General features: G+C 43.4%; 17 protein-coding genes. 10 read left to right on the top strand and 7 right to left on the bottom strand.

The features are described from left to right. Positions 1-22: 22 nt before the first annotated feature. The 3 genes from VB740_RS23760 to VB740_RS23750 all read right to left on the bottom strand — a co-directional run bounded on the left by VB740_RS23760 (position 23) and on the right by VB740_RS23750 (position 3,528). Positions 23-2,428: a glycoside hydrolase family 31 protein gene (locus VB740_RS23760; RefSeq protein WP_323202340.1), complete on the bottom strand. Its 2,406-nt coding sequence runs from the start codon at positions 2,426-2,428 to the stop codon at positions 23-25. Between the two features lie 153 nt (positions 2,429-2,581). Then, the gene (locus VB740_RS23755) at positions 2,582-2,731 is read right to left on the bottom strand and encodes a hypothetical protein (RefSeq protein WP_323202339.1); all 150 of its coding nucleotides are present in this window, start codon (positions 2,729-2,731) and stop codon (positions 2,582-2,584) included. Between the two features lie 41 nt (positions 2,732-2,772). Next, positions 2,773-3,528 (bottom strand): alpha/beta hydrolase, encoded by a 756-nt coding sequence (locus VB740_RS23750; protein ID WP_323202338.1) that lies wholly within the window; start codon positions 3,526-3,528, stop codon positions 2,773-2,775. A gap of 479 nt (positions 3,529-4,007) precedes the next feature. Here VB740_RS23750 and VB740_RS23745 point away from each other — a divergent pair, with 479 nt between their 5' ends. The 4 genes from VB740_RS23745 to VB740_RS23730 all read left to right on the top strand — a co-directional run bounded on the left by VB740_RS23745 (position 4,008) and on the right by VB740_RS23730 (position 10,833). After that, on the top strand, positions 4,008-5,537 hold the full coding sequence (locus VB740_RS23745; RefSeq protein WP_323202337.1) for an FAD-dependent oxidoreductase: 1,530 nt from the start codon (positions 4,008-4,010) through the stop codon (positions 5,535-5,537). Positions 5,538-6,245: 708 nt separating this feature from the next. Then, entirely contained in the window at positions 6,246-7,076 is an 831-nt protein-coding gene (locus tag VB740_RS23740) for a phytoene/squalene synthase family protein (protein WP_323202336.1), read from the top strand. 393 nt (positions 7,077-7,469) lie between these two features. Beyond that, positions 7,470-9,074 carry a serine/threonine-protein kinase gene (locus VB740_RS23735; RefSeq protein ID WP_323202335.1) on the top strand — a complete coding sequence of 535 codons (1,605 nt, stop codon included), beginning with the start codon at positions 7,470-7,472 and terminating at the stop codon, positions 9,072-9,074. 1,021 nt (positions 9,075-10,095) lie between these two features. After that, positions 10,096-10,833, top strand: coding sequence for an FHA domain-containing protein (locus tag VB740_RS23730; RefSeq protein ID WP_323202334.1), 738 nt, complete (start codon positions 10,096-10,098; stop codon positions 10,831-10,833). A 353-nt stretch (positions 10,834-11,186) separates the two neighbouring features. Here VB740_RS23730 and recA read toward each other — a convergent pair whose 3' ends face one another. The 3 genes from recA to VB740_RS23715 form a co-directional block, all read right to left on the bottom strand. Then, positions 11,187-12,266: a recombinase RecA gene (recA, locus tag VB740_RS23725; RefSeq protein WP_323202333.1), complete on the bottom strand. Its 1,080-nt coding sequence runs from the start codon at positions 12,264-12,266 to the stop codon at positions 11,187-11,189. Positions 12,267-12,889: 623 nt separating this feature from the next. Continuing rightward, on the bottom strand, positions 12,890-13,198 hold the full coding sequence (locus tag VB740_RS23720) for a PIN domain-containing protein (protein ID WP_323202352.1): 309 nt from the start codon (positions 13,196-13,198) through the stop codon (positions 12,890-12,892). Between the two features lie 112 nt (positions 13,199-13,310). Next, entirely contained in the window at positions 13,311-13,544 is a 234-nt protein-coding gene (locus VB740_RS23715) for a hypothetical protein (RefSeq protein ID WP_229469801.1), read from the bottom strand. Between the two features lie 141 nt (positions 13,545-13,685). Here VB740_RS23715 and xseA point away from each other — a divergent pair, with 141 nt between their 5' ends. From xseA to VB740_RS23685, 6 genes are all read left to right on the top strand, one after another. Beyond that, a complete protein-coding gene (gene xseA / locus VB740_RS23710) occupies positions 13,686-14,954 on the top strand; it encodes an exodeoxyribonuclease VII large subunit (protein WP_323202332.1) in 1,269 nt (422 codons plus the stop codon). After that, a complete protein-coding gene (xseB, locus tag VB740_RS23705) occupies positions 14,947-15,174 on the top strand; it encodes an exodeoxyribonuclease VII small subunit (RefSeq protein WP_323202331.1) in 228 nt (75 codons plus the stop codon). Before xseA ends, xseB begins: the two co-directional genes overlap by 8 nt. A 244-nt stretch (positions 15,175-15,418) precedes the next feature. After that, on the top strand, positions 15,419-17,680 hold the full coding sequence (locus tag VB740_RS23700) for an ATP-binding protein (RefSeq protein WP_323202330.1): 2,262 nt from the start codon (positions 15,419-15,421) through the stop codon (positions 17,678-17,680). Further along, positions 17,677-18,150, top strand: a complete 474-nt coding sequence (locus tag VB740_RS23695; protein ID WP_323202329.1) for a response regulator — start codon at positions 17,677-17,679, stop codon at positions 18,148-18,150. Before VB740_RS23700 ends, VB740_RS23695 begins: the two co-directional genes overlap by 4 nt. Positions 18,151-18,152: 2 nt before the next feature. Next, complete coding sequence (locus VB740_RS23690) at positions 18,153-21,038, top strand: response regulator (protein ID WP_323202328.1); 2,886 nt, start codon at positions 18,153-18,155, stop codon at positions 21,036-21,038. 370 nt (positions 21,039-21,408) lie between these two features. Further along, the gene (locus VB740_RS23685) at positions 21,409-25,551 is read left to right on the top strand and encodes a PAS domain-containing protein (RefSeq protein WP_323202327.1); all 4,143 of its coding nucleotides are present in this window, start codon (positions 21,409-21,411) and stop codon (positions 25,549-25,551) included. A gap of 125 nt (positions 25,552-25,676) precedes the next feature. Here VB740_RS23685 and VB740_RS23680 read toward each other — a convergent pair whose 3' ends face one another. Then, complete coding sequence (locus tag VB740_RS23680; protein WP_323202326.1) at positions 25,677-26,687, bottom strand: chemotaxis protein CheB; 1,011 nt, start codon at positions 26,685-26,687, stop codon at positions 25,677-25,679. Positions 26,688-26,910: the final 223 nt, after the last annotated feature.

Below are 26,910 nucleotides of genomic sequence, written 5' to 3'. Positions count from 1 at the left end.
AAAAACCACCTTTGCGAGTATTTTAAAATTGCAGAGTATGTCGCTTACCATCATCTTGGAAACGTTGTTCTCCAACACCAAAAAGTTCTACAATCACTTCACGCGGTAGAGGTGTCCATTCTCCCATTCTCGCTCCAATTTCAACTACTGTTTGATTAGAGTTAGCAAATACGCTGATAGTTGCTAGCGAAAACTTTTTATCTTGATACTCGTTTGTCTGTCCATCATCTTCAAATAGTTGATATTTGTTATTACCAGGCCAAATCCGTAATCGGATCTCGTCTAGTGGCGCTTGATCAACGTATTGCCTAACAGGTTGCATGGGAATGATCGCACCACCACGGACATACAGTGGCATTTTTTCCAGTGGTGCATGAGCAAGAATGTGAATTGGGCCTTCGTAGCGATCGCCACTCCACCAATCATACCAAGTACCAGCAGGTAAGTAGACAGATCGATGCTCAACTCCAGGGCGGTAAATTGGTGCAGCCATCAGCGACGCACCTAGCAATACTTGATCGTAGAGGCTATAGGTTGTCAGATCATTGGGAAAGTGGTATAATAATGGTCTTAAAATTGGTGCGCCCGTCGTTGCCGCTTCCCAGAAAAGACTATAAATATAGGGAAGTAATTGGTAACGTAGATTAATGTATTCTCGACAGATATTTTCAACGCGATCGCCAAATACCCAAGGTTCATGACGAGCAGTAGACATTGCCGAATGACCGCGCATCAATGGGTAGAGCATTCCTACCTGCATCCACCGAGCGAATAATTCAGCTGTAGCATTACCAGCAAACCCGCCAATATCGCAACCCACAAACCCCACACCCGAAAGTCCCATATTGCAAAGCATCGGCAGAGACATTTCTAAATGCTCCCACAACGATTGGTTATCCCCCATCCACACAGAAGACCAGCGTTGCACACCAGCATAACCCGATCGCGTTAACACAAATGATCGCTCTGAACCTCGATGTCGTTGCAACCCCTCATAGCAAGCTTTAGCCATCATCAACCCATACAAGTTATGCACTTCCGTATGAGTCACACCAATTTTAGATTTTAGATTTGGGATTTTGGATTGGTTCTCCTCCTCTCCCCCTGCTTCCCCTGCTCCCCCTGCCTCCTCACGCCCCTGCGGTGCATCTAGGGGAAACCAAATCTTTTCACCATCATCGCCGAAAGGGCGATCGTTTATGGCAGGTTCGTTCATATCATTCCAAATTCCCGCTACACCAATATCAGTTAGGCTTTTGTGTAAATCAGCCCACCAGTTAGACACATCAGGGCGCAAAAAGTCAGGAAAAACAGCTTTCTCAGGCCAAACGTAGCCGTGGAACAATGCACCATTGGCTTTACGCACAAAATAGTCGTTTTCTAATCCTTGGTCAAAAACATGATAATTGGCTTCTGGTTCATACTTCACACCAGGGTCAATGATTGTAACTGTTTTGAAACCATCCTTTGCTAAATCACTAATAAGTTTTGCTGGGTTAGGGAAACGCTGGGGACTCCAGGTAAACACCCGATAACCCCGCATATAGTCGATATCCAAGTGAATAACATCGCAGGGAATGCGACGCTGACGAAATTCTTGCGCCAGTTCCCGCACAACGGTTTCTGATTCGTAACTCCAGCGACATTGATGATAACCTAGCGCCCATTTCGGCGGTAATGGCATTCTTCCAGTTAGCTGAGTGTAAGCCTCCAGGATTTGGGCTGGTTCGGGGCCATAGATAATGTAATAATCCAACTCCCCGCCACGAGTTTCCATCTTCCAAATACCTGGCTGTTCAGCACCGATATCGAACTGACTCCAAAAAGTAGTGTTGAAAAAGATGCCATAGCCTAACTCTGGCCGCAAAGCCATAAAAAATGGAATTGCTTGGTACATTTCATCAGTCAGTACATCATAATCTAAAGCATCCGTTGTCCAGTTGGTTTTTACTTCGCTGAGTTTATCCAGAAGGCCTGTGCGTTCACCAAAACCATAGAAATGTTCATCGGCTGCAATTTCTTTCCATCCTGCAACTGCACCCATCCGCCAACCTATACCCATCTCTGCATCTTGGGCAAAAGGGCGATTAGCTTTGTCGAAACAGACGATGCGGCATTTTTCTCGCTGGACGCACACACGAATCTGCGCTGTTTCAATTTCTACCGTTGCTTCATTTTCTTGCACCGTAAAAGGTGTTGTTGCCCATTCTGTATCATCTGGCGTCACTGCCCAAGAACGCCGAGACATAAATTCCCCAGTTGGTGCGAAACGCACGCGGAGTAAATTGGGCGCAAGTACTCTGATAGTAAGGCGTGAATCGCCACAGTCAAAATTAATAATATTATTGTCGGAGGTTACAGCTTTGACATTGCTAACAGTTGTCCAAGGTTGGTTAGTAGTGGGTAGTTTTCCGAAATATTGCGGCATATTAGTTATTCAGCAGGTTAAAACTTGTCCGCATTCATGATTACAGAGATACTCAGCCTAAAACTCTTTCTTTCGCTATAAGTTGGGTGAAAGATTAGTAGATATTTTTTTAGCAAGAGTAGTTCATTAACGACCACTGTAAGTTATCACAACCTAGCTCCGGTAAGGCGTTGCGTCTATTTGCTCTCTAATGCTGGTGGAAACTCCTGATTGCAGACTGGTTGCAGTTAATCTTGGCTGAAGCACAATTATAGTTGCCTCTAGTCCTGGTTTAAAAATACCGTGAACAACAGGTTTTAGCAATTAGTATTGCAGGTAGCTACATTTATTTTTATACCGTTGAATTATGATAAAAAATCAGTGATAATTTTTGTAATTTCAGCAATATGGCTATAACCCAAGCCATGTCCAGCTTCTTTAATAATTTTAACTTCTGAACCAGAAATTTTGTTATTCAAAATATTACTATTGACAGGAGGAATTATCAAATCGCTATCTCCAGTAATGATTAAGGTAGGTGCTTTGATGCCTTGCAATAAATTACATGTATCGTGAGCATGGTGCGCCTGTAATTGCCTTATATAACGATCTGATTGGCTGTGATAGGGTGAGGTTTTTCTGAAAAAATCTTCTGCATTTTTCCGGTTATTAGAGATAGCTAAGTAAGATGCTGGAAAAAGAAGATCGAAGAAATCTCCTTGAAGATTTGGGTTAAAATCGCTACAATCACCACCTGCCATTGTGCAGGTCAATATCAATTTATTTAGCTTGGTAGGATGTCTCAAGGCAAACTGTTGAGCAATCATGCCACCCATACTAAATCCCAAAACATGAGCTTGTGCTATTCCTAAGGCATTAAGCAATCCTGCTGTATCATCTGCCATATCAGCAGTAGTGTAGTTGTCTGTTGACTGGCTTTTTGTCCGTCCAGAATCGCGGTTATCAAACATAATGACTTGGTAATGTTTTGCCAGATCATCAGGGAACACATCTCCCCAGTCTAAAAGACTGAAGCTGAAACCCATAACCATGAGTAGCGGATAACCACTGCCTTTAATCTCGTAGTAGATGCTAATATCTCCAACTTGAACTTCTGGCATTTATAGACTCTCCATAGCCAATATCAATATATTGTGGTCATTATCTTAGCAAGACTGTACATCTATCTAACGAAATATTTTACGTTAAATTTACTATTTATTTTTCAAAAGTATTGTACTAAAGTAAATTAACTTTAAAAATTTTATCTATAGTACATGACGGTTCTAGGTGCGAATGTTTGACAAAATAATCTAAATTTTTCATATATACAAATGTTTGTCAATTTCATCCTCTTTTAAGCATACTTTTAGGTCTATCATGATGCAGATACATTATTTACAATTAATAGTCTAGGCTTATACAATAACAAGCTGGAATACACTTCTTAGCTTGGTTGTGGCAAGGTTGAAAGATACATAAAGGCACAATCCTCGAAGGGAAAATATCAAAAATATTTTTCCTTCTTATTTTCTCATTACTCTTACCTCCATAACCTTCTTTCCAGCAGAATAAATTAGGCTTGAGACTCTAAAAAAATATGCGAAACGACTCTGGTAAAACTATTTCTATTTGGATGACAACGGCAGAAATCCCAGATCAACCCGTGCTTACCGAAAATACTCATGCAGATGTGTGCGTTGTCGGTGCTGGGATAGCGGGGATGTCAACTGCCTATATGTTAACCCGCGAAGGTAAGTCAGTAGTAGTGCTGGATGATGGCCCCATTGGTGGCGGACAAACGGCAAGAACAACGGCACACCTATCGAATGTGCTAACTTATCGCTACCACGAACTGGAGCAAATGCACGGTAAAGAGGGTGCAAAACTGGTTGCTCAAAGTCATACAACAGCAATTAATACTATAGAGGCGATCGCTAGCCAAGAAAACATTAACTGCGACTTGGAGCGACTTGACGGCTATCTTTTTCCCCCAGACTTGAAATCAATAGACGAGATTCAGCAGGAGTTAGAAGCAGTACACCGGGTTGGACTCACCAATGTTGAAATGGTGAAGGAAGCGCCGTTGACTGGCTTTGATACAGGAGTGTGTCTACGTTTTCCCCAACAAGGGCAATTTGATCCACTTAAGTATCTAGCTGGACTTGCAGAAGCCATACAACGGCGTGGCGGTAAAATTTATACTGGAACACATGTAGAAAAAATCACAGGTGGTTTACCTGCCCGCGTTGAGACAAGCAGTGGTAAAGTTGTGACAGCTGATGCTGTGGTAGTAGCAACCAACTCACCCATCAGTAACTTAGCTACTATGCATTTTAAGCAGGCTCCATACATGACTTTTGTCATCGGTGCAAAAGTGCCTCGTGGTTCTGTTGCCAAAGCGCTTTATTGGGATACCCTCGACCCCTACCACTACGTAAGATTACAAAGTATTGACGAACAATATGATGTATTAATTGTTGGTGGCGAAGACCACAAAACCGGACAAGCTGACGATGCCGATGCCCGCTATGCCAGACTTAAAACGTGGACGCAAGAACGTTTCCCAATGGCAGAGGAGATTATATTTCACTGGTCGGGTCAGGTAATGAATTCTGATGATGGTATTGCCTACATTGGCAAAAACCCCTTTGATGAGGGAAATGTCTACATCGTCACTGGTGATACAGGGATAGGAATGACCCACGGCACGATCGCAGGCATACTATTAACTGACTTGATTTTAGGGCGAAAGAATACCTGGACAGAACTTTATGACCCATCACGTGTGAGAATTGGTGGAGTAGGTGAATTTATCTCCGAAAATCTCAACGTTGCTGCCCAATATTTAGACTGGGTGACACCAGGTGATGTTGATTCCGTTGAAAAAGTTGCTCCCGGTACAGGTGCAGTGGTACGGAATGGTTTGACAAAAGTCGCAGCTTACCGAGATGAAAACGGCACACTGCACGAACATTCTGCAATCTGTACTCACCTCAACTGTATCGTCGCCTGGAATTCTTCAGAAAAAACCTGGGACTGTCCATGTCACGGTTCGCGGTTTGATACGCAGGGCAAGGTAATCAACGGCCCAGCGATTAATGGGCTAGCAGCAGTAGAAAATACATGAAAAGCTGAGAGGCATTGCTTTAGCTTGGCTCGAAACAACTACTTGAATTTCCATATCTTGAGACCGATGAGAAGGCAAATATTCATAAATATTTGATTGAGTGGGCAAACAGCCCACTTTTTTATTGTCATTTTCGCAAATATACGGGAACTTCTTGTTCTAGGTTATGGTCACTTAATGCCACCTTAAACAGTAAGTAGATTCCCCATTGTAGCCCTCTATGTCTAATTTAACTTACCCTAACTCTTTGAAAAGCAGCCGTTCGCATCTAAAGGTGGGTACAGTTTCTGTTATCTGTTACCAGCTTTTCCTCAATTGTCATTATATATACAATAATTACAATTTGTTAGTCAAATTAACGCAGACTTAAAACACTTTCAAATCCCTAACATGGATATTTGCTAATGGAAAAATTTCACGCTAATCAACCAAATATTAGCATAATTCTTTATATATAGACGAAAAGTCTATCATAGCTATATCAAACAGCACATTACAGATTTTTGCGACCAAAATCCTATATACTAAATTAAACTTTTATAAATTTAAGAGTTTTGTTAATTGCAACACCAAAAACTATCAATTTTTAGATGAAATACTAGCGTATCTTATAGTCTATAGTTTTTAAAGTTTAGTCAAAACTATATCCAGTATCATCAAAAAACTGCAAACTTCATGTGGTGCAAAAATCAAGCGGGGAGTGAAAACATGAATTTACGTAGAGATGCATTGCAAATCCTCGAAGAAACTAGCCGAACTTTTTATATCCCAATTAGTCTTTTACCGCCAGGATTACAAGAAGCAGTAGCATCAGCATATTTGTGTATGCGTGCCATTGATGAAATTGAAGATCATCCTGAACTAGATAACGCTACTAAAGTCAAGCTGTTAAGAATGATTAGCCTGACATTACAGGCAGGGGTTGATGGCTTCGCGGTAGATGCTTTCTTGGCAGGATTTAGTGAGTATGAGGATACCTTAGAAGAAGTCACTGTAAGGATTAGAGAATGGTCGATACTAGCACCAGAGACCATTGCACCTCGAATTTGGGATGCCACTGCTGCGATGGCAGACCGGATGGCTTACTGGGCAGAAAGAAACTGGAAAATTCACACAGAATCTGATTTAGATCGTTATACCTTTGGAGTTGCAGGTGCAGTGGGATTGTTACTATCGGACTTATGGACTTGGTACGATGGAACCCAAACTAACCGTACCCAAGCGATTGGGTTTGGTCGGGCTTTACAAGCAGTGAATATTCTGCGTAACCATACTGAGGATTTAGGGCGTGGGGTAGACTTTTTTCCAGAGGGTTGGAGTGCAGCAAATATGCAAGAGTATGCGCGGCGCAATTTAGCCCTGGCAGAAGCTTACACCAAAGAACTTCCTACCGGACCAGCCTTGGATTTTTGTCAAATTCCCTTAACCTTAGCTAATGGCACTCTTGACGCCCTTGCTAATGGTAAAGAGAAACTCAGCCGCAGTGATGTTTTTGCACTTCTCGAACAACTGATTAGTGTGAACATGAAAGCCAGCTAATAGTCTTTTAAAGACTAATGGAGATGATTCTAAATTGCCTCCAAACTTGGGTATCCAAAATTCTACAGCGATTTTCTGTAAGGGAGCCAGTGCGGTCTTATCCCTTGGTGCTAGCCTCTCCTTTGGGAAAAGGGGAGACGCCAAGGGCGATAGCGCCGCGCTATTAGTCTAAGCCGCCACTTCAACTTCGGTCCAAGTAGAGTATACTATTTAACAGTACAAGTATAATAATCATCTTACTTTGGCAAGCACTTTACGTAATCTTAGCTAAACTTTAGCAAATCTTTAAAGGATTTCCAGCAAAAACTACCTGGCAAGAGTTGATTAATATCTAAATAATTGAAAGAGATTATAACACTCACCCTGATTATTCGTGCAGCGAGTTGACAGTGCATGAGCTACTGCTTAAATCCTACCTGTCCCAATCCAGTAAATTTAGTATACAGCCAAAGCTGTCAGTCTTGTGGCTCGCAACTACTGTTGCGCGATCGCTATCAGGTGATCAAACCATTAGGTCAGGGTGGCTTTGGAGCCACCTTCTTAGCCCACGATCAAGGCTTACCAGGAGAACCGAGTTGCGTAATTAAGCAATTACGCCCATCAGGAAGCGCCCCACACGTTTTACAGATGGCCAGAGAACTCTTTGAGCGAGAAGCCAAAACTCTAGGTAAGATTGGCAATCATCCCCAAGTACCAAGATTGTTAGACTATTTTGAAGATCATGAACAATTTTACTTAGTTCAAGAATATATCAGTGGTGATACATTGCAGGAAGAGGTCAAGCTTAAGGGCATCTTGAGCGAAACTGGAGTCAAGCAATTTTTGAGTGAGATTCTGCCACTACTGCAATATATCCACGAGCAAAAGGTAATTCACCGCGATATCAAGCCAGCCAACTTAATTCGCCGCACTCAAGATGCCAGAATGGTACTCATCGACTTTGGTGCGGTCAAGACCCAAGTCAGCCAAAATGCGGCAAGTCAATCAGGACAGACAGCATTAACTGCATATGCCATTGGTACTCCTGGTTTTGCACCTCCAGAGCAAATGGCTATGCGTCCAGTCTACGCCAGTGATATCTATGCATTAGGGATAACATGCATTTATTTACTGACTAGCAAAACTCCTAAAGATTTAGATTACAATCCCAACACTGGCGAGATAATGTGGGAGCAGATTGTGCAAGTGAGTGACCACTTGGGCAATGTATTGCGAAAAATGTTAGACGTGTCTGTACGTAGTCGCTATCAATCAGCGGCAGAAGTTCTTAGAGCATTGGAAATAGAACCGTACTTAGAAAGTTTAGCAAAAGGTTTACTGACTAAATCTGATACTGGGTCTAAAGAGCGAACACACGATCACCTAGAAAATTCTGCTGTTTTATGTAGCAACCCTTCTGCTACCAGTGTAGGAGTAGCACAGGTAGCGGCAGCAATTCGCGCTAGACGAGCCAAGGCAGCGGAAGCGGCTGGAATGCACCAGGGTTATGCGATTGCTAAATCAACGACGTTAGCTAACAGCAATAGCAACAGCAATGGCTCACAAGTTCAAAATTCTAAACTTGAGCGTAAGTTAGATACTCAAGGTTTATTAACAGCCTATCTGAAGGGAAGACGGGATTTTGCCCTACACAATTTAAGTTTGCTGAATCTGCAAGGTGCTGATTTATCCCAAACAAATTTCCATTCTGCTCAATTACAAAAAACAAATCTCCAGGGAGCTAATCTCCACAATAGTGACTTTGGCAAAGCCAGTCTCACTCAAGCAAACCTCAAGGATGCTAATTTGAGCAAAGCATACTTTAACCATGCTGATTTAGAAGGGGCAGACTTGCGAGGCGCAGACCTCAGCAATGCTTATCTCAGCAATGCTAACCTTCGAGGAGCTAATCTGTGTGGTGCTAATCTCAGCAGTGCCAAAGTTTCTGAGGAGCAGTTAGCACTAGCAAAAACAAATTGGATGACCATCCGTCCCAATGGTAAACGAGGCTTGTTGTAAGTTTAAAGTTTAGATTTTGGAACTAGTTGCTTGCTCTGGCTCCAAAACTAGTACAGCACGGCGTAAATAAACCACCCATTTCCAATCAACGAAACCCTTACGCTGTCTTCATTTTGACTTTTGACTTTTGACTTTTGACTTTTGACTTCCGCCTTGCGGTACTAGTCACCTTTTTAAAAGGTAGGGCTAGGGAGAATCAAGTCTTAAATTGAACTGGGTTATTTTATAAAGCTTACAAGGCTTTGATTTTCTCATTAACTTGATAAATCAGCACTTATTATTCTTGAGCAAACTCAGATTTATTCAAAATTGAGCAACTATATATGATCTAGCAATCCTATTTAAATTGTGAGAATTGCAACCCGCAGATCCCCAACTTATCAAAGAAGTTGGGGATCTTCTTGATCATAAATGATTCAAGATTGCGATCGCAGTTTCTACTTGCATGAAGTACACTAAAACCCTTGATTAACAAGCTGATCAACTCATACGTCTACCCCGGATTTCTCACCACACCCCTCAAAGCCTGCGCTTGTGCAGGGGAGCAGGGGAGCAGGGGAGAGTAACAATCCTCTGCCCCTCTGCCCCTCTGCTCCATCAAACGCCTGAAGCTTGTGAGAAATACGGGCTACCTCATCCAACAGAGAAACGCTATATAGTTGGGTTGAGCGATAGCAATCACTCTCATAAATATTAAGAACAATCCGATTATTTAGTATAAATACGTAGAGTATTGGCAATTCTTCATCAACTCTTTATGATTTTCATCTGTTACAAATAACAAATGATTATTTACAATAAACAATAAAGCATAATAATAATTTTTCATAGATATTTTCATGCTTTTTATTGCTATAAACAACAGGGGAGTTCGCACTTAAAAGCTGTAAGATCTAACGTTCTTAAGCAACTCAAGTTTTTAGATTGCAGTGGACAGTGAAACGTTAATAAATTATCCCTGATTGTCGGCTGAAGCAGAATATTTACAACCAGAATCAGGTAATAAATACAAGGTTTACGTATGATAGCTGACTTTGCACAAACAGAAATAGAACGGCGATTAACTTTATATCAAGTATTCCTCAAGTTATATGAACATCACAGTGGCCTTCTAGATGAAATTCTTCAGCTAGAAAACCTATCTCAACCTTCGTTGAGAAAGATGAAGGTATGTTACGTACATGGTGTAGTCGATAAGGCTACTGTTTATTTGATGACAAACTTGTGCGACAATCAGAGTCAAAGTTTAGAACAGCCACAGCAGATATGGACAATAGGTCGTAATCGCAATAGTGGTATTTGCATTGCTGATAGCTATATGTCTCGTCGCCACGCTGCTATTCAACATATTGACGAGCAAGGCTTCTACTTAATTGACTTCAACAGTACCAATGGCTCGTTTGTGAATGGCGCTCGTGCTTTTGAGCCGATCAAGCTCCAAGATGGCGATCGCATCCGTCTAGGTAATATGTCTTTTCATTTTTTCGTGAATTATTCGTACCGCGTTTTGCCAACTGTAGCAATGGAGTTATTGATGCAACTTATGCATCGAAAGAGTGATAATCAAGCAGAAATACTTACTTATCTCCGTGACAGACCAAAATCTTTAACTGAAAAACCAGATGATAATTTAGAAATTTTCAGAAATTCTGGACTAATTGAAAAGCTTGAACATTGGTATGACAACTTTAGTTCAGAACAAAAATCAGAAATTTTAGATCGCTTTTTTAGTAGACAAGTACCATACAATCCCAGCTAAAAAATTAGGAGTTATAGCAATTTTCAATTGCGTGAAATATATATACAGCAGAATTCAGAAGTCAGAAATCAGAAGGAAAACAGGGCTTCTACCTAACTTTGATATCTATATTGTGTACTTCATAAACTTGAAATCTGCTGTAATTATTAGGGGCACAACATTGTTAATTGGTGTGCCCCTACTTTTAACTGATTCCAACGAAAAACGCCATAAAAATAAAATGATTGCTCGTTATATAGCGGCAATCATTTTGTTAGGCTTGCTATAACTCATCAATACATTCCAAAAGGTGGGTTAGCTTTCTTTGCAGCCCACTACACATTAAAAGTTGAAGATTGATAAATCAACATTTCTTATTCTTCTGGTTCTAAATCGACATCTTCTTCTTCATCTTCTTCACTGGCTTTAGCTACAGAGTTAGCAGAAACAACAGCGCCTTTATCTAGTTTTTCACGCACAAGTTTCTTAATTTCTTCAGCGAATTCGGGCTTTTCTTCTAGATACTTAATGGCGTTGTCTCGTCCTTGGGAGATATTATCGCCGTTGTAACTATACCAAGCTCCTTTGCGGACAATAATGCCAGTTTCTTCTGCTAAGTCAACAACACAACCCAAGGTAGAAATACCTTTACCAAAAATAATGTCAAATTCGGCTATTCTAAAAGGCGGCGCTACTTTATTTTTGGCGACTTTGACTTTAACGCGATTACCATATTCATCTGTACCTTTTTTCAAGGTTTGAATTCGGCGAATATCCAAGCGCACCGAAGCGTAAAATTTCAATGCGTTACCACCAGTAGTAGTTTCTGGGCTACCGTAGGTAACACCAATTTTTTGCCGCAACTGGTTGATGAAAATGACTGTACAACCAGATTTACCAATATTGCCCGTAATTTTACGTAGAGCTTGGCTCATTAACCGCGCTTGCAGACCAACGTGGGCATCACCCATATCGCCTTCAATTTCAGCACGGGGAACTAGTGCTGCTACTGAGTCAATGACAACAATATCAACCGCAGCAGAGCGAACAAGCTGATCGACAATTTCTAACGCTGATTCGCCAGTGTCAGGTTGGGAAATCAGCAAATTGTCAATATCTACACCCAATGCCGCAGCATAGGTGGGGTCAAGGGCGTGTTCTGCATCAACAAAGGCAGCAACACCGCCATTTCTTTGCACTTCGGCGAGCGCATGTAGCGCTACTGTAGTCTTACCGGAACTTTCCGGCCCATAAATTTCAATTACCCGCCCCTTGGGTAAACCACCACCCAATGCTAAATCTAGGGTGAGCGCTCCACTGGAAATGGTCTCCACCCGCATCCGGGTAGCATCGCCCAGGCGCATGATTGCTCCTTTACCAAAGCTGCGCTCAATCTGGTTGAGCACCATAGTCAGCGCTTTTTGCTTGCCTGAAGTATCGGTGTTGATAGCCATTCTTGCCTCTAATGCCTCTAAATATATGGTTTTAAGGAGTGTTGCTCTGGGAAATTGAGTAGAACAGATATACTATTTTAACCAGAAAATTCTGGAATAGGACTTCTCAAATCAAAAAAGGGGTGTAACAAGATCGTAACTCGATCGCTACCAGATTAGGGTAGTCTTGCACAATGATACCAACTTGCATTCAGAGATAGCTTTTTTTGGCTGGGTAAGCAAGGTTTTTCAACAAAAAAATAAATTATCTAAACAACACTGTCAGTACAACCGGACTCGTAAGCATTTGCGGAGGTTGCTAAATTACGAGCGATCGCCATGCCAATCAGCATATCATCTATAGCGATTTCATTGGGTCGGGATTGATGTAAAAGGCTTTTAGGGTAGTAGTAAAGGGATTTTCAATGCTTGAGGTGACTTTCAGCTTTGAGAGGCGATGATGCTCAGTCGTACTTGCTGCCCATAAGCTTGACGTATAATTGTACCAATACAGTGTAGATAACGGACAGATAACTCATCCATACTGTAATACATGATATAAAAATTAAATGATAAAATACATCTGCATTAGAGCATTCAGCTAATGGCAAAACTTGATGGCACTTCATGCATTACCATTGTTACTATAAACGCCAGTTATCTAGTTTTAGTGAATAATTGAAATCCTGAATCCTTTGATAATGAGATAAATTACCCGTAACTAAAGTTATATTATGACTGATGGCAATTGTAGCAATCATACAATCGGGATAACCAATTCTTTTTCCGGTTGTCTCTAAATCAGCGTAGATTTTCCCTGCTAATACTGCTTCTGTCAAGTCAAAGGATAATATTTCCTGTGAAGCCAGTATAGTTAAAAATTGCTGAAGACGTTTTTCTTGCTTACGTTTTTGCCAGCCTTCTACAATTTCCATGACTGTAATTGCAGAAATGGTATATTTATCAAACTGATTTAATTAACTATTGGCTTTGACAATAATACGAGGATTTACTCGTTTAATAATTTCTGAAAGAATATCCGTATCAAGTAGAGACTTTTCTACTTCATTCATCTGTTCCAGTATATCCTCTTTTTTCCATCGCCTCAGCAACAATTTCATCAACAATTTCTGGAACATCAGCATATAATCCCATTAAAGGATCGTTTTTCTCCTGAACTTCTGCTAAACGTTCAATTACGTGACTAATCAATTCTGATAAAGTTGATTGATTGACTATTGCCAGAGTTTTTGCTCGTTCAAAGGTGAGTCTGTCTAGTTCAAGTTCTATTTTTTCCATTATGGTTTTAAACTCTGTTTAGTGATTAATTTAAGTCTAATAGATTTTTTGGATATTTTCAGTTTGATTATTCAACACAATAGCTATCAATTAACGTTATTTGCTAAGATTTGATTAGGCTTTTGCTATCACACATATTTGATGACTCTCGACCTTCCCGACTCTCTGATTCTCGATACGGCGCTTTCGGTATCTGGATTAACTGACTATATCCGCTTGCTGTTAGAGCAAGATGAACAATTACGGCAAGTTTGGGTAACTGGCGAAGTTTCCAGTGCTAACCACCATCGCAGTGGTTTATTTTTCACGCTGCAAGATCCCGATCGCACCGCCGGAATTAAGTGTGTAGTATGGAATAGCCAATTGCCAAAACTCGCCCAAATGCCTGTTCCTGGCGAACAGATAATCATTTTGGGCAGCATTCGCGTCTATCCGCAACGGGGAGAGTATCAGTTATCGGTTTGGCAGACTTTACCTGCTGGTGTGGGTTTACAGGCGTTGCGCTATCAACAACTCAAAAATCGCTTGCTGGCTGAGGGGTTATTTGACGCGCAAAGAAAGCGATCGCTCCCAACTCACCCTCAAACGATCGCTGTTGTCACTTCCCCAACGGCTGCTGCTTGGGGTGATATTCAAAAAACTCTCAAGCAAAGGTATCCAGGTTTACACGTTTTATTTTCTCCGGCGACCGTACAAGGTGAGCAAGCGCCGGAATCTATCGTCAAAGCAATTGAGCGGGTGGAAAGAGATGGTCGCGCCGAAGTGCTAATTTTATCGCGGGGTGGTGGCGCGGTGGAAGAATTAGCTTGCTTTAATGATGAACGAGTGGTGCGATCGCTGGCTAGTTGTTCCATTCCTGTAATTACTGGGATCGGCCATCAACGAGATGAATCTTTAGCAGATTTAGTCGCAGATGTATGTGTGCATACACCGACTGCGGCGGCAGAAATGGTTGTACCAGCACTTTCAGAGTTGTATACTGAACATCGTCAGCGAGTTGTCGCTTTACATGAGGCGGTGCATGACTTTAGAGAAAATGCTGAGAATAAACTGCAAGTATTGCGGAATCGGTTGCGACGTTTGCGGCTAGATCGGCAAGTGCAGCAGGAGGTGGAAAAGCTTGCTTGGAAGCGTCAGCATTTGGTGCAAATTACGACGGGGCGATCGCAGCAAGCAACGCAGCATTTAGAATTATTGCGGCAGAAGTTGGCTAGTCTTGACCCGAAAGCGGTGTTGCAGCGTGGTTATGCGGTGGTGAGAAGGGAAGATTCCGCGATCGCTCGTTCGGCAGCAGAGTTGGCTGTGGGGGAAGAGTTAATGATTCAGTTGGGGCAAGGTAGCGTTAAAGTGAAGGTTATGGAAGTGAACGAACCGCAGAGGCGCAGAGGACGCAGAGAGTTGAATGGTTAAACGTAAGGGTGCTTCTAGTTCTGAGGAAGGTTGGAATTATGAGGCGAAGGTTGCTGAAATAGAGGGAATTATTACTCGCATTGAGGCGGGTGAATTGGAATTGGAAGCTGTGTTTGACCAATTTGCAGATGCTGTGGAGTATTTGCGTCAGTGCGAAGGTTTTTTGCAGCAGCGACAACAGCAGGTAGATTTGTTGATTGAAACATTAAGTCAAGAGTAAAAGTTGGAGACTCTAGTTTGAGTCTAGGCTAGTAGTGTGAATACAGGAGTTTGCTTTTAGGTAAGGTACAAAATGCAGGACTCAAAATCTCAGATATAAACCAATACAGTTCAGAATGAGCAAGAAAACACTTGTAGAGACGGCGATTTATCGCGTCTAAATCCCCGTAAAAAAATTTAATTACGAATTACGAATTACGAATTATTTAAGCCAGAGTTCTAATGAGGAGTTGGATAAACAGAGAATGACCGATGAAATCATTGATTTGACAAACTGCGATCGCGAACCAATCCACATTCCCAGTTTGATCCAACCTCACGGGGTTTTACTGGTTTTGCAAGATCCCACGCTGGAAATCCTTCAGGTGAGCAGTAACAGCCAGGAAGTTGTTGGCCGTAAACCTGATGATTTGCTGGGCAAGTCGCTGTCAGATTTACTCGATGTCAAGCAGATTAAGCTAATTCAACAATGTTTGACAGAGGATTTTGAGAGCGTTAATCCCCTCGATTTGTCTATTAAATATCTTAATAAATCAATTGATTTTGATGGCATTTTACATCGTTTAGATAATATCATTATTCTGGAATTGGAGCCGAAAAAAGCAAAGGAAAAAACAGGCTTTTTTGACTTCTATCAACAGGTAAGAGGAACAATTACCCGGATTCAGAAAGCACCCACACTGCTGGAAATGTGCCAGATCGTGGTTACAGAAGTCCGGCGAATTACTGGTTTTGATCGCGTCATGGTCTATCGATTCGATCGCGAAGGGGCAGGCAGAGTCATAGCTGAAGACACCAATCAGCAAACGCCCTATCTGGATTTACACTATCCACCCTCTGACATTCCCAAACAAGCCCGACAGCTATATACTCTCAACTGGCTGCGGCTGATTCCAGATGCTAGCTACCAGCCTGTAACCTTAATTCCAGCGAACAATCCTTTAACAAATCAACCGTTGGATCTCAGTCTCTCGGTGTTGCGGAGTGTTTCTCCGATTCATTTAGAGTACCTGCAAAATATGGGCGTGACCGCCTCTATGTCTATTTCTTTGATGCACGATCAAAAGCTTTGGGGATTGATTGCCTGTCATCATTCGTCACCCAAATATATTTCTTATAATATCCGCACTATATGCGAGTTCATTGGACAGGTGATGTCTGTGGAACTAGCAAACAAAGAAGCCAGTGAAGACATTGATTACAAAAGGCAATTGAAGTCATTGCAAACTCAATTTGTGGAAGGGTTGTCTCAGGCTGAGTATTTCCTAGATGGCATGGTGCAACTGAAATCTCAATTACTCGATCTGACCAGCGCCACGGGAGCAGCGATATGTAGTGGCAACCAGTGTATTAGAGTGGGTAAAACGCCATCAGAGAAGGAGGTTCACGCCTTACTTGATTGGATTACACCTCAACTGCATCATAATAATTTGTTTGAGACGCGATCGCTTACGAAAAATTACCCTGCTGCCGAGTCATTTAAAGCGATCGCTAGTGGCGTGTTAGCCTTGGAAATTTCCAAAGTTCACCACAATTACATTCTCTGGTTTCGTCCAGAGGTAATTCAAACGGTGAATTGGGGCGGCAACCCCAACAAGCCTGTGGAAGTTTTTTCAGATGGCAGTTTAAGAATGTCTCCTCGCAAATCCTTTGAATTATGGCAAGAAACGGTACAAGGAGCTGCCCTACCCTGGAAACCCTGTGAAATTGAGGTGGTTACTGAACTGCGAAGCCTGATTGTGGGCGTTGTGTTACGGCAAGCAGACAAACTCGCATCGATGAATTTTGAATTACAACGGAGTAACGAAGAACTTGATTCTTTTGCTTATGTTGCTTCCCATGACCTGAAAGAACCGCTGCGGGGCATTCACAACTACGCTAACTTCTTAATGGAAGACTATGCAGACGTACTAGATAGCGATGGAATGGCCAAACTGCAAACCTTGGTACGGCTGACGCAGCGAATGGAAGACCTGATCAATTCCCTTCTCCATTTCTCCCGGTTGGGACGCGCCGAACTGAGCCGGCAATCAGTGAATCTGAATGAGTTAGTGCCCCAGGTAATCACCACCTTGACCATTTCTCGACCGCAGAGCGAAGTTGAGTTTCGCATTCCTCAACCCCTAAAGAGCGTTCAAGGCGATCGCGCTCAGATTAATGAACTCTTCAGCAACCTGATTAGCAACGCCATTAAATACAATGATAAACCCCAGAAGTGGGTCGAAATTGGTTTTATTGAAGGCAATGGAGAAAGAAAACTTGCTTCTACTTCTCTAACTTTCTACGTTCGTGATAACGGCATTGGCATCTCTCAAGAGCATCTCGACAAAATCTTTCAAATCTTCCGCCGCTTACATGGACGGGATGACTTTGGCGGCGGGACTGGGGTAGGGTTAACTATTGCCCGCAAAATTGTGGAACGTCACGGTGGTAGAATCTGGGTGGAATCTACACCAACTGAAGGTAGTACATTTTACTTCACCCTGTCAGCGGAGGTAAATATATGACTCGGATTTCAGCCTTCCCGATGCAGGAAACCCCACTACTTTTAATTGTCGAGGATAGCAACGAAGACTTTGAGGCACTGCAACGATTTCTAGGGCGTTCTACCATTGCGATCGCTATTCAGAGGTGTGTAAATGGGGAACAAGCCTTGGCGTTTCTTTATCGCACTGGCAGTTATGTGGAGCGCCAGAGTGCGCCCCGTCCTGGCTTGATTGTGCTTGACTTGAATCTGCCCGGAACTGATGGACGAGAAGTGTTACGCCGGATTAAACAGGATGACAACTTGAAGATGATTCCGGTGGTAGTGTTTACTACCTCTAACAATCCTAAAGATATTGAAGTATGCTATCAATATGGTGTTAACAGCTACATTGTTAAGCCAATCAATTTTGCTCAACTGAAACGAGATATTCAGATGCTTGTGGAATATTGGTTTGAAGTGACGACGCTGCCTGATTATCCCAAGGATTAGTCATGAGTCCGAGATCGCGCACTGTCTTAATTGTCGATGATTCCCCAGAAGATCGAGAACTTTATCGGCGGTATTTACTGCGTGACCAGGAATATTCCCATACCATTTTAGAGGCGACACTGGGTAAACAAGGTCTGGAACTTTGGCAGCAACATCAGCCAGATGTGGTTTTACTTGATTATCGACTGCCCGATCTGGACGGACTAGAATTTCTGACTCAATTACAATCCTGCCTGCAACAGCCATGTTTCCCGGTGATTATGGTAACGGGACAGGGCAATGAAGCGATCGCAGTTCAGGCGATGAAAGCCGGCGCACAAGATTATCTAGTTAAAGGGCAAATTACCTCACAAGGGTTACACCTGGCAATGAATCGAGCGATCGCCAGCGTCCAGATTCGTACCCAACTGCAACAGCAAATTGAACGAGAACGATTGACTAGACAAATCAGCCAGCAAATCCACCAATCACTGGAACTAGATGAAATTCTCCAAACTACTGTAACAGAAGTGCGCCAGTTTCTCCAGACCGATCGCGTCATCGTTTTTCAGTTAAATTCCGAGGTAAATGGCATCGTTGTTGCCGAATCTGTTATCGGAGAATGGCAAGCAGTTATGTCTGCTAAAATCTATGACCCTTGCTTTGCCGAAAGTTGTATAGAACGCTATCAGCAAGGGCGGGTGATGGCAAAATCTGATATTTATGACGGTAGTCTTGCTCCCTGTCATGTGGAATTTCTCGCAAAGTTTCAGGTAAGGGCAAATTTGGTTGTCCCCATTCTGCGAGATGACCAATTGTGGGGACTTTTGATTGCCCATCATTGTACCGCCCCGCGATCGTGGCAGTTGATGGAAATTGAATTACTCCAACAACTTGCAGTTCACCTGGGTATTGCCCTCCAACAAGCTAATGCTTATGCCCAACTAGAGCAGCAGAGTGAAGCGCGTTATCGTGCCATTGTTGAAGATCAAACAGAATTGATTGCCCGATATTTACCAGATAGCACCATTCAGTTTGTTAATAGTGCTTATTGTCGTTATTTTGGGCTAAAACCAGAAGAAATTATTGGTAAGAGTTTTCAACCTGTGATTTTTGCAGAAGATCGGGAAATGGTGACTCGGTTGGTAAACTCTATGAGTGCCGAAAATCCCACTATCACGATTGAGAACCGAGTGATTATCAACGGGGAAATTCGCTGGACTCAGTGGATCAACCGGATGATATTGAATCAGCAAGAACAATGTACAGAATTTCAATCTGTAGGACGAGATATTACCAAGCTGAAAGAGGCAGAAGCCCAACTGCGTCATAGTAGTGAGCGGATTAGTTTAGCCAATGCCGAATTAGCCAGAGCCGCCCGACTCAAAGACGAATTTCTGGCAAATATGAGTCATGAATTGCGTACCCCTCTCAACTCAATTCTCGGATTATCTGAAGCCCTATTGGAGGAAGTATTTGGCAGCTTAACCACCAAACAAAGCCAGTTTTTACAGACTATCGAAGAGAGTGGGGAACACTTACTGGCATTGATTAACGATATTTTAGACCTATCTAAAATTGAGTCAGGCAAGATGGAGATTGAATTAAGTCCAGTCTCGCTTCATTCAGTTTGTGAATCTAGTCTCAATTTTGTCAACGAACAAGCTCGACAAAAACAAATTCAACTAACCTGCGAAATCGATCAAACCATCACCGAGATCGAAGCTGATGAACGGAGATTGCTTCAGGTGTTGGTCAATTTGTTGACAAACGCGGTGAAATTTACGCCCGATGGAGGTCGCGTTAAGTTTGAAGTCAAGATGAACTCGCCACAGCAAGCCGTTGAATTTCGGGTAATTGATAACGGAATTGGGATTTCCCCAAAAAATTTGAGCCAGATATTTCAGCCGTTTATTCAGTTAGACAGTTCCCTATCACGACGTTACACAGGAACCGGACTAGGATTATCGATCATCCAGCGTATTGTCGATTTACATGGTGGCAGCGTCCACGTCGAGAGCGAGGTGGGACGAGGAAGTTGCTTTAGTGTCATGTTGCCGTGGCATCCCTTATTTAAACAAGATGACTCACCATTACCAGAAGTCCCATTGAACGAAGGTGAAATCCAAAAAGCTTTAGTGGTGGAAGATTCGGGTGTGGCTGCCAACCAAATTAAACGATATTTTGCGGAATTAGGCGCAACTAGTGTAATTCACCCAGTTGGAGAAGGTGTATTGAAAGTTGCTCTACAAGTCCAGCCGGATGTGATTGTGCTGGATATCTTACTGCCTAATAGTTCTGGGTGGGAAGTGTTAAGGGAGTTAAAAGCACATCCCCAGACTGAGAATATTCCGATTATTCTCATTTCAGTAGTGGATGAGCGATCGCGCAGCTTAGAATTAGGATCTACTGAATATCTTTTAAAACCTCTCTCGCGGCAAAAGTTTTATCAAGCATTGAACCGGATTTTCGCAAAGGTTGAATCGCCTAACCCACAAGCTGCCATTGTCATGGCGGCGGCCGAATCAGCCCAAACCCCCAAAATTTTGTTAGCAGAAGACAATGAAGCCAACATCACTACACTCATGAGTTACCTGGAGGCATATAATTTTCAGGTTATGCTTGCCCGCAATGGCTTAGAAGCCGTACAAATGGCCAAACAGCATCAGCCTCATCTGATCTTGATGGATATTCAAATGCCACAGATGGATGGATTAGAAGCAACCCGTCAAATTCGTGCCGATACCAAAACCTACTCGATTCCGATCATTGCCCTGACAGCTTTGGTCATGCCAGGAGATTTAGAACGGTGTCTAGAAGCGGGCGCAAACCACTATTTAGCCAAGCCGATAAAACTCAAGCAGTTATTGGAGATGATCGCCCAGCAACTCTCAAAAACTGATAATTAGCAATTAGATATAAGCTATTCCACATTTAACTTGCATACATTGGGCGGGCGAGACGCCCACTCCACAAGAAATGTACAATTTCAGATTAGGAACTTCCAAGAAATAAATTATCCAATCTTGTGGGGTGGGCATCTTGCCCGCCTTTGACTATGGGAGAAAAAGAATTGTTTTGATCTAGCACTGCTACGTCTCTACAAGGGTTCTGGGTAACGCATATTTAATTTCTGGAGTGGTATATTTGCAAAGGTGAGATGCTCCCGTTATGGTAAAATCTTTACGTGCGTGAGGATTTTAGCGCTATTTTGAAAATAGTAATCTCTCTATGATAACCTGCGGAGTGTGGGCTTTAACTCTATCCGCTTAACTCACAATGTTTCAGCAACAGCGCACCCTCTTAATTGTCGATGATTCCCCAGAAGATCGAGAACTCTATCGGCGGTACTTGCTGCGCGATCGCGAATATTCTTACACTATCCTAGAAGCGTCGCTGGGACAACAAGGGCTAGAACTTTGGCAGCAACATCAGCCCGATGCTGTGTTGCTTGATTATCGACTGCCCGATTTGGACGGACTAGAATTTCTAGAACAATTGCAACCCTCAATGCAACAGCCTTGCCTACCTGTAATTGTCGTCACCGGGCAGGGCAATGAGGCGATCGCAGTTAAGGCGATCAAAGGGGGCGCACAAGATTATATTGTCAAAGAGCAAATCACCCCAGAAGGGCTGCAAATAGCAGTCAATGGCGCAATTGAAACAGTGCGGCTACGCACCCAACTACAACAGCGGATTGAACGAGAGCGCGTAGTCGCACATATTACCCAGAGAATTCACCAATCGCTGAATCTGGATGAAATTCTCCAGACAACTGTAGGCGAAGTCAGAGGATTTCTGCACACCGATCGCGTCTTGGTTTTTCAGTTAAAACCTGACGGGGATGGCACAGTAATCGCAGAATCAGTTGGGGCAGAATGGCGATCGCTACTCTCCCAGACTATGTACGATCCCTGCCTCGCTGAGAACTACCTGGCATGGAATCCGTCGGAAAATGTCAGCTACGATCCCGCCTTTGTCGAGAATTATATCCAACGCTATCGTCAGGGTTACGTAACGGCAATATTTGATATTCAGGATAGCAGTATTGACCCCTGCCACGCTGAATTGTTGGCTCAGTTTCAAGTAAAAGCTAATCTGGTGGTGCCGATTATTTACGATAAACACTTTTGGGGGTTGATAATTGCTCATAACTGTGCATCTCCTCGAAGGTGGCAACCCTTAGAGATTGACTTGCTCAAAGAACTGGCGATTCAAGTTGGCATTGCAATTCGCCAAGCGGAACTCTATCAGCAGGCGCAGAATGAACTGACCGATCGCAGACGAGTAGAAGCAGAATTACGGGAGAGCGAAGAATGGCTACGATTGGCACTATCAGCTTCTCGGATGGGAACATGGAACTGGAATATCCAAACGGGAAAAATTACTTGGTCGGATAATCTAGAAGCCTTATTTGGACTGGAACCAGGAGAGTTTGATGGCTCCTTCGAGATGTTTGTGGCGCGAGTCCACCCTGACGATCGCGATCGCCTACTAGCAGCCGTTGATCGGGCGATCGCCACTAGAGAAGACTATGAAATTGAATTTCGGGTAGTATATCCCAATGGTAAGATTCGGTGGGCACTCAGCCACGGCAAGGTATTTTACGACCAACACGGACAACCGATGCAGATGGCGGGTATCGATCTAGATATCACCGAACGCAAACTGTCAGCCGAAGCTCTGCGCGAGAGTGAGGAACGTTTTCGCCAACTCGCAGAAAATATTGATGCGGTGTTTTGGATCAAAGAGGTGTCGGAAAATCGAGTTAGCTATGTCAGTCCTGCATATAAAAAACTGTGGGGATTGAACCCGGAGAAATTGTATCAAGGACAACAAGCATGGATTGATCGTATCCACCCAGAGGATCGAGAAGCGACAGACAGAGCGTTTCATGACAAAGCTGTCGTCGGTCAATTTGATGAAGAATACCGGATTATTTTACCCGATGGTAGTATTCGCTGGGTTCACGATCGCTGCTTTCCCCTGCGAGATGAAACAGGAGAAATTTATCGGTTTGCCGGGATTGCCGAAGACATCAGCGAACGTAAACAGGTAGAGCAGTCCCTGCGAGACAGTGAAGAACGCCTGCAAATGGCACTGGAAGGTTCTGGTGGCGGTCTATGGGATTGGAACATTATTACTAATGAAGATTATTTAAGTTCCAGATGGCTGGAAATGCTGGGATATGAAAAAGGAGAGTTACCGGATGACTTTAGCAGTTGGGAGCGACTAATTCATCCTAACGATAAAGTTTGGGTGATGGAACGGTTGAATGCCCATCTTCAGGATGATTCGGTGTCTTACAAATTTGAATACCAGATGTTAACCAAGTCTGGGGAGTGGAAATGGATTGCCAACCACGGAAAAGTGGTTTTGCGCGATCAACAGGGCAATCCCCTGCGAATGGCAGGCATCCATCTTGATATCAGCGATCGCAAACAGGCAGAGCTTGCTTTGCGCCAGAGTGAAGAATTTAAAAACCGTATTTTAGATAGTAGTTCTGACTGCATCAAGGTATTAAGCCTCGATGGGCGACTCCTGTACATGAATACAGGTGGACTATGCTTAATGGAAATGGACGACTTAAATTCCTATCTCAATACTGAATGGCTCTGTTTCTGGGAAGACGGCTATCGGCAACAGGCAGAGCAGGCACTCGCTGCCGTTAAAACAGGTGAAATCAGAATTTTTCGCGGATACTGCCCAACCGCAAAAGGTACTCCCAAATGGTGGGAAGTGGTCGTTAGCCCGATTCTAGATACCTCCGGGCAACTAGAACGAATCTTATTGATTTCACGAGACATCACAGAACGTAAAAAGACAGAACTCCTATTGCAGGAGAGCGAAGCCCGGTTGAAACTGGCGTATAAAGCTACGCGATCGGGAGTATGGGATTGGGACATTACCCGCAACAGCGCTCATGTATCTGAAGAGTACTGTAATTTGTTCGGGCTTGACCCAACCACAGAGGAAGTCAGCTTTGAACTGTGGTTAAGCCTCGTGTACCCAGACGATCGCACCTCTGCCAATGAAATAGTGAGTCGTACCATCCAGCAACAGCAAGAGTACTATGAAACTGATTACCGCATTTTACACCCTAATGGGATTCGCTGGTTAGCAGCTAGAGCTAAGGTTTTCTATGATGCTGCGGGCAATGCAGTACGGATGCTGGGCAACGTGCAAGATATCAACGATCGCAAACAAGCTGAAATCGAACGCGATCGCCTATTCCAATTAGAGCAAGCCGCGCGGACTGAAGCAGAACGCGCCAATCGCATCAAAGATGAGTTTCTGGCCGTTCTCTCCCATGAATTGCGATCGCCCCTCAACCCAATTCTCGGCTGGACAAAACTGCTGCAAACCCGGAAATTTAGTGAAACCAAAACAGCTGAAGCTCTAGCCACCATTGAACGCAACGCTAAACTGCAAACTCAACTGATTGATGACTTGCTCGATGTCGCCAAGATTCTGCGCGGCAAACTCAGCATAGATGCGTCTCCCGTGAATTTGGCATTTGTGATTGAATCTGCGATCGACACAGTAAGAACCGCAGCTGTTGCTAAATCAATTTTGTTGCATCCGGTTCTGCCGAATATTGGGCAAGTCTCTGGAGATTCCAACCGCCTGCAACAGATCGTTTGGAATTTACTTTCTAACGCGATCAAGTTTACCCCTAAGGGAGGACGGGTAGAAATCCGACTACAGCAACTCGATAATCAGGCAGAGATTATTGTCAGTGACACTGGCAAAGGCATTAATCCTGAGTTTCTCCCATATATTTTTGAATCATTCCGTCAAGAAGATGTCTCGGTTACTCGCAAGTATGGGGGATTAGGATTAGGATTAGCGATCGTCCGGCAGTTGGTTGAGGCTCACGGCGGCACCATCACGGCTGATAGTGCAGGTGTTGGCTTCGGAGCCACCTTTACAGTCCAGTTGCCACTGTTGAATGTGGAACCGGAAATCAAGCAGACAGATAAGTTGCCACAACCAGCACTCGAACTCACGGGGATTAAAGTCCTCACAGTTGATGATGACGCCGATGCCCGTGAGCTATTAACTGTATTGCTTACTGAATACGGAGCTACAGTCTTGACTGTTGCCTCTGCGGCAGAAGTATTGGTAAACCTAGAGTCCTTCCAACCCGATGTCTTAGTCAGTGATATTGGGATGCCCGAAGTCGATGGCTATTCTTTGATTCAACAGATTCGCGCTTTAACTGCCCAAAAAGGGGGAGAAATTCCCGCGATCGCTTTAACTGCTTATGCCCGAATTGAGGATTCCCAGCGAGCTATAACCAGTGGCTATCAACGGCACGTTACCAAGCCCCTCGATCCAGAAGAGTTAGTGCAAGCGGTGGTGGCACTTGCACACAGTAAACTAAACCATCACATTCCTGAAAATAGACTTCTTGCATAAGTCGGGAAAAGGGCAAGGGGGAAGGGGAAAAAGTTCTGTATTGTCCCCTTCCCCTTTAACCTTTACCCTTTTCCCCCTCTTGCAAAAAGCACTTTTGCAAGAGGTCTAATGATTCGGTTTAACCTTCAATCAACACCTGTGTTTGGATCGACCTTCAAAAGTACTTCTCGAATAATGGCGGAGCGCTGCCAGGCAGATTGTGCCTCCTCTTTGAATCTTTCTGCCGCCAAAGTTTGATTGCGAGCTTCCATCCTTGAAGCCATACGATGTGATAAAGAAGCTTTCTCTTCCAATGCCCTCAAAGCGATCCATAGTGCATCCTCCACCTTATCAGACTGCGTGGCTAGCAAAGTTTCTACTGAATAAGCATGACCCGTGCGGCACCGAAAACGCAACAAATTTCCCTCTTCGACTTCCCAGAGGATACCACCGCAGTCAGGACAGCCAAAGGTTGATGGTTTACCAGGTCGATCGCTTTCATTTTCTACTGCTTTTAAATTCAATTGCGCTATTTCAGTTTCAAACTCCATCTGGCTAGGTATGGGGTTTTCTGGTTGTATTTCCATTGGTATATTAACTAAAGCTACCAAAATAGAAGGGATATCTGAAAGTGGCGCGATATGGTCAATATCGTCTACATTATTGATCGCATTACGTGGCATATTAGCATACAAAGCATCGTCGGGATTTTGGACAATTGCCACACCGCCCCGCATTTTTACAGCCATTATTCCCGCCGTGCCGTCGTCAAGCATACCTGTTAGTAGCACAGCAATTACTCGTTGCCCATAGGTTCGCGCTGCACTGCGAAACAATGGATCGATCGCGGGACGACAACGGTTTTCTTTTGCTCCCCGCGTCAAACGCAAATATCCTCGTTCTACCAGTAAGTGGTAGTTAGGCGGAGCGACATAAATCCGACCAGGAACAGTAACTTCGCCGTCCTGAGCGTGAGACACTGGTAAGTTGCCAGCGCGACTTAATATTTTTGGCAGAACACTTGTGCTTTGACTAGATACATGAAGAACTATAATCACAGCAGCATTGAGATCGGGCGGCAAATGCTTGACTAGATAAGTCAGCGCCTCAACTCCACCTGCTGATGTTCCAATGACAATAATATTGTGTTCAAGCATTGATGTAACGATTTCACTAGCATAGCAGCGTAGGTAACAAAAGCACATTTACTGCCACTACCGAGAATAACGCAGCCAAAGAATTTGCTCACCTAGCTTTGAGAGGATTTATTCTTCATTTGAGGAATAAGACTTTAGACAAAGTTTTTCGGTGCTACGTCTCTGTAGATACAGCAGATTTCAGGTAAATGAAGTACATATATAAAACCCAAAACCTTGTAGA

This window comes from Nostoc sp. UHCC 0251, from assembly GCF_034932245.1.
GTDB lineage: Bacteria > Cyanobacteriota > Cyanobacteriia > Cyanobacteriales > Nostocaceae > Nostoc.
The sequence above is the reverse complement of the archived record's forward strand: the minus strand, read 5'-3'. Positions and strand labels throughout refer to the sequence as shown.